Here is a 5,304-nt window from a genome sequence, read left to right as displayed (position 1 = left end):
GTGAAGCTATCGGTCGCGATGAGGCGCCTCGTCGGCCTGCCGACCTCCGCCTGGGGGCTGGTCTTCGGCCACATGGGGCTGGCACTTGCCGTCGCCGGGGTCGCGGCACTCTCGGTCTGGCAGACCGAGGCGATCCAGGTGCAGCGCCCGGGCGAGGCGCAGCAGGTTGCCGGCTACGAGTTCAGCCTGCTCGATGTCGGCAACGGGCGCGGCGCCAACTACCAGACCTCCATCGCCACGGTGAAGGTCGCCCGCGACGGCGAAACCGTGGCACTGCTGTTTCCGGAACGGCGCTGGTATCCGGTGGAACGCCAGCCGACCACGGAGGCCGGCATCGTCACCCTCTGGCACGGCGACCTCTATGCGGTGCTCGGCGATCCCGACGGCGCCGGCGGCTGGATCACGCGCTACTACTACAATCCCGGCGTTGTCTGGATGTGGGCCGGTGCGCTCGTCATGGCGTTGGGGGCGCTGATTTCGGTCTGCGACCGGCGCCTCAGGGTCGGGGCACCGCGCCGGACCCTGCGCCCGGCGGCCACCGCCGCGCTGCTGGCGCTGTTGATCTGTGTTCCGCAGCCGGCCCCGGCCATCGCCCCGGGGGAGATGTTCGACGATCCGGCGAAGGAGGCGCGGGCCCAGGCCATCGGCAAGCAGCTCCGCTGTTTGGTCTGCCAGAACCAGTCGATTTTCGATTCCAACGCCGACCTCGCCCGCGACCTGCGCATGGTGGTGCGTGAGCGCATCGAAGCGGGAGACAGCGACGACGCGGTCATGGCCTACGTCACGGCCCGTTACGGTGACTTCGTGCTACTGCGCCCGCCAGTCGGCTCCAAGACCCTGGTGCTCTGGGCCGCGCCCCTGGCGTTCCTGCTGTTGGCGGCCTTGATGGCGCGGCACTACAGCCGTCGGCGCAGGCCGCCGGAAGCGCTGAGCGCGGCCGAACGGGCCCAGGCCAAGGATATTCTGGCCAAGGATAATCTGGCCAAGGATGAACTGGGGGGAGGAGGGTCATGATGTTCTGGCTTGTCCTCGCCCTCGCCGCGGCGCTCACCGCTCTCTGGCTGGCCCGGCCCTTCCTGCTGCGCGGGCAGTCGGAATCCGGCGAGGCCGAACACGCCATCTCGATCTACCGCGACCAGCGCGAAGAGGTCGGCCGGGACGCGGCCAGCGGCCTTATCTCCGCGGCCGAGCGCGATGCTGCCGATCAGGAAATCGAAAGCCGTGCCCTCAGGGCGGCCCGCGCGCTGGACACCGGCATTTCGGTCACCCGGCGCGCGCCGTTGCTGGCCTTGGCCGTCGCCTTGTTGGCGGCAGCCGGGTCCCTGGGGCTCTACGGCTGGGTCGGCGCCCCGACGATCCCGGACCAGCCGCTGGCCGCGCGCAAGGCGGCGCTGCTGGAACGGCGGGCGGCGGGCGGCGACCGCGAGAGCCAGGCCATGCTGGCGATCGAGCGCGGGCGGGACGAGGCCGAGAGCTTCGAGGACTGGTGGGTGCTCGCCCGCTCCTATGCTTCGGTCGGCGACTACGCCTCGGCGGCGGATGCCTACCGCCGCGCGGCTGAACTGTCGGACGACGACCCGGGGGTGCTTTCGGCCTATGCCGAGGCCATGACCCTGGCCAACGGCAACAAGGTGCCGCTGGCCGCCAAGCTGATCTTCTCCCAGGCGGTGCAGCAGGCCAACGACCCGCGGGCGCGCTACTATCTGGCGCTTGCCAAGGCCCAGGCCCAGGACTTCGAAGGGGCGCTGGCGGACTGGCTTGTGTTGCTCGGCGAGTCCGATGCCGGCGCCCCCTGGGTGCCGCTGGTGCGCCGCGACATTGTCAACATGGCGCGCTTCCTGAAACGTGATTTGGCCGAGCTGCTGCCCGATGCCAGCGAAGCCGAACTGGCCAAGGCGGCGATCCCGGTGGAAGGTGCCGCCGACCCCGCCACGCGCATCGACCGGCTGGCCGCGGCCCTGGAGGCGGAGCCGAAGAACTGGGAAGGCTGGATCGAACTGGCCCGCATGCGGGCCGAGCAAGGCGAGGCCGAAGAGGCGCGGGCCGCCCTGGACGCCGGCCGCGAACACTACGCGAGTGCCCCTTTCGTGCTCGCGAAGTTCGACGAAGCCTCCGAGGCCTTGGGCCTTGCGGAGCAGCGCCCGGTCCGCGGGCCCAGCGACGCCGAAGTCGCAGCGGCGGCGGAGATGAGCCCGGATGACCGCGATGCCATGGTGCGGGGCATGGTGGAGGGCCTGGCCGCACGGTTGGAGGGTCAGCCTCAGGACCTCGAGGGCTGGCTGATGCTGATCCGTTCCTACGCCGTGCTGCAGGATGCGGAGGCCGCCCGCGATGCGGTGCAGACCGCCAGTGCCGCCTTCGCCGGCGAGCCGGCCAAGCGTGACCAGATCATCCGGCTGGCCGACAGCCTCGGCGTCTCAACCGAACAGCGGTAATTCTCTCGCGTCCCCCTGAAATTCGGCTAAGGTGCGGCTGAATAAGCCACCCGCACGCGCCGCCGCCAAGAGGGGAACCGCACGATGTCCGGCCTGCTCAAGACCGTCGATCCCGACGGGCTCCTGGAATACTCGGTGGTCTTCACCGACCGCGCCCTCAATCACATGTCGCAGTCCTTCCAGGCGGTGATGCGCGACATCTCCGCGACGCTGAAAGGCGTCTACAACGCCGAGGCCGTGGTGGTGGTCCCCGGCGGCGGCACCTATGCCATGGAGGCGGTGGCGCGCCAGTTCGCCGGCGGCAAGAAGGTGCTGGTCATCCGCAACGGCTGGTTCAGCTATCGCTGGACCCAGATCTTCGAGGCGGGGGACATCCCCTCCGAGGCCGTCGTCCTAAAGGCCCGGCCGGTGGAAGAAGGGCACCAGGCGCCCTTCGCCCCGGTGCCCATCGCCGAGGCGGTGGCTGCCATCGAGGCCGAGCGGCCCGACTTCGTCTTCGCGCCCCACGTGGAAACGTCCTCCGGCATGATTCTGCCGGACGACTACATGACCGCATTGGCCGAAGCGGTGCACGGCGTCGGCGGGCTCTTCGTGCTCGACTGCATCGCCTCCGGCACCATCTGGGTGGACATGAAGGCGGTGGGCGTCGATGTGCTGATCTCCGCCCCGCAGAAGGGCTGGAGCGCCTCGCCCTGCAGCGGCCTGGTGATGCTGAGTGCCGAAGCCCGCAAGCGGATCGACGGCACGACCAGTTCCAGCTTCGCCTGCGATCTGAAGAAGTGGCTGGAGATCATGGCGGCCTATGAGAACGGCGGCCATGCCTATCACGCCACCATGCCCACCGACGCGCTGGCCGGTTTCCGCGACACCGTGCAGGAGACCGAGGCCTATGGCTTCGGCAAGGTGCGCGACGAACAGCAGGAACTGGGCGACAGGGTGCGGGCGCTGTTGAGCGGCCGCGGTTTCAAATCTGTGGCCGCACCCGGCTTCGAGGCGCCGGGCGTGGTGGTCTGCTACACCGACGACGGCGACATCAAGACCGGCAAGAAGTTCGCCGCCCAGGGCCTGCAGATCGCCGCCGGGGTGCCGCTGCAGTGCGACGAGCCGGCGGACTTCCAGACCTTCCGCATCGGCCTTTTCGGCTTGGACAAGTTGCACAACATCGAGCGCACCGTCGGCAACCTGGAGAAAGCCCTCGACGAGATCGTCGCCGTCACCAATGTGCGGTGAGGCGCGGTCCGACCTTGCATGAGTGAGGACGGCGTTCGAACGCAGCGCCTCTTGCTGCGGCCTTCGCGGGAGGCCGACGCGGAGCGGGCCTTCGCCTTTCTGGGCGACCCCGAGACCATGCGCTTCACTGATCGTATGACCAGCCTCGAACAGTGCCGAGAGTACCTCGCGGCGCATCGGCGCCAGGCGGAACAGTCGGGGTTCGGCGCCTGGACCATCACGCTTGCCGATGACGACGCGATCATCGGCTGGGGCGGCCTCTACGTGGACCCCTTCGACCGGCGTTGGGGCGCGGAGGTCGGTTACTTCTTCCATCGTTCCGCCTGGGGACAGGGCTACGCCACAGAGGTGACGCAAGCGGCCATCGACCAGGCCGCCCGGCTCGGCCTCGAACAGGTGTTGGCCTTTGCCCATCCGGACAACACGGCGTCGCAGAGGGTTTTGCAGAAGGCCGGTTTCAAGACGCTGCGGTTCGTCGAGGAGATGAACCGCAACCTCTACCGCTGGGGCCCGGCCGTTTAGCACATCCGGTCGCGGTCTGCTCGCTGTTGTGATAGACTTCCGGTTCCCGCTTCACGACCCCAGCAGGTTCAAAGGTGCCCGTTCCCTCGGGGTTCTGGTGGCTTGCCACAGCCTATCTGACTGCCTTGAAGGGCAAACAGCCAAAGGCGGACGCGCGCGCTCAAACCATTGAACTCTGTTGTAAGGATCAACACCGCGCGGGCTTGAGCGATGGCGAAGGCTGCGAAGCCTATGTCGATGCCGTCATCAGCGCCCTGGAACGAGACTTGAAGGACCTCGATCCCAAAGAACGGCTCCCGTTTGCCAAGATAAGGGAACTTGCCGGGGGCGAGGACTACGACCTTTGGAAGTACTTCCAAGGCCGGTCGGACATGGTCAAAGCACGGCTTTGGACCACGATCACCTGGCTGATCTCCGCCCAGGCCGGGTTCCTGGCCTTGCTGTTCAGCACTGACATCCTCGCATTCACCGAGGAAACAAGAATCCAGATTGCGATATGTCTGCCGATTCCGGCTTTTGTTCTGAGCCTCCTTGGTGTTGGACTCAGCCTCTATTCACTCTTCGTCATCTATGACGCATTCGAGCACATGACGTGGAATTGGACGCGCGCGAATCTGATCTCGCAGGAGTCCGATCACTCGGAAAAACCCAAGTGGAAGAAGTCGCCTTACCTAAAGCCTGGATTCTTCATTCCCACCATGACCTGCGCCGTTCTGTGCCTGGTCTTTGTATCACTGATGGTGGTCAGCGCGTCACAACTCTCCTCCGAGTCTTCCGGACACCGTGTGATCGATCGCGGGACATTGGGAAGCTGTGCGGCGGAGGGCTTTACCCAAGGCGAAGAGTCGAGCCCTTGTGAGGGAGATCGCGCCTAAAGTGCGTTGAGGCGACTCCGGGCCTATGACATCCTTCTCCTGTCGGGCATTGAGTGGAGGGGGGCCGCCATTTCTTTGCAAAACCTGGGGCTGTGGCGCGCGCCGAAGGATCGGCGGGCGCGAAGGGATCGGGTCGGCCAACGGCCGACGTTTCTGAAAGGGAAAGCGCCACGCGCGGCGCGGCATTGGACGGCAGGGGTGGCGGTCTGTTTGATGGCGGCAGCCTGTGCCGCGCCTTATCT

General features: G+C 67.0%; 5 protein-coding genes. All 5 read left to right on the top strand.

Annotated elements, in window-relative coordinates; genetic code table 11:
- Window positions 1-1,014: cytochrome c-type biogenesis CcmF C-terminal domain-containing protein (locus tag Q0996_RS25465; protein ID WP_322096638.1), on the top strand; the 1,014-nt coding region annotated here is incomplete at its 5' end.
- Window positions 1,011-2,435 (top strand): c-type cytochrome biogenesis protein CcmI, encoded by a 1,425-nt coding sequence (ccmI, locus tag Q0996_RS04765; RefSeq protein WP_299616571.1) that lies wholly within the window; start codon window positions 1,011-1,013, stop codon window positions 2,433-2,435. The genes Q0996_RS25465 and ccmI, both read left to right, overlap by 4 nt.
- A gap of 84 nt (window positions 2,436-2,519) precedes the next feature.
- Entirely contained in the window at window positions 2,520-3,665 is a 1,146-nt protein-coding gene (locus tag Q0996_RS04760) for an aminotransferase class V-fold PLP-dependent enzyme (RefSeq protein ID WP_299616569.1), read from the top strand.
- A gap of 18 nt (window positions 3,666-3,683) precedes the next feature.
- On the top strand, window positions 3,684-4,187 hold the full coding sequence (locus Q0996_RS04755) for a GNAT family N-acetyltransferase (RefSeq protein WP_299616568.1): 504 nt from the start codon (window positions 3,684-3,686) through the stop codon (window positions 4,185-4,187).
- 74 nt (window positions 4,188-4,261) lie between these two features.
- Window positions 4,262-5,062, top strand: coding sequence for a hypothetical protein (locus Q0996_RS04750; RefSeq protein WP_299616566.1), 801 nt, complete (start codon window positions 4,262-4,264; stop codon window positions 5,060-5,062).
- The last annotated feature ends 242 nt before the right edge of the window (window positions 5,063-5,304 follow it).

The sequence above is a fragment of the Pelagibius sp. genome (assembly GCF_028289705.1).
In the GTDB taxonomy this organism is placed as follows: domain Bacteria; phylum Pseudomonadota; class Alphaproteobacteria; order Kiloniellales; family Kiloniellaceae; genus Pelagibius.
Note: the sequence above shows the minus strand (reverse complement) of the source record. Positions and strands in the feature narration are given on the sequence as shown.

What these genes read in the sequence shown, in the direction of transcription:
- ccmI (WP_299616571.1), top strand. Translation starts at nt 1,011, where the DNA reads ATGATGTTCTGGCTTGTCCTCGCCCTCGCCGCGGCGCTCACCGCTCTC.
- Q0996_RS04755 (WP_299616568.1), top strand. Translation starts at nt 3,684, where the DNA reads ATGAGTGAGGACGGCGTTCGAACGCAGCGCCTCTTGCTGCGGCCTTCG.
- Q0996_RS04760 (WP_299616569.1), top strand. Translation starts at nt 2,520, where the DNA reads ATGTCCGGCCTGCTCAAGACCGTCGATCCCGACGGGCTCCTGGAATAC.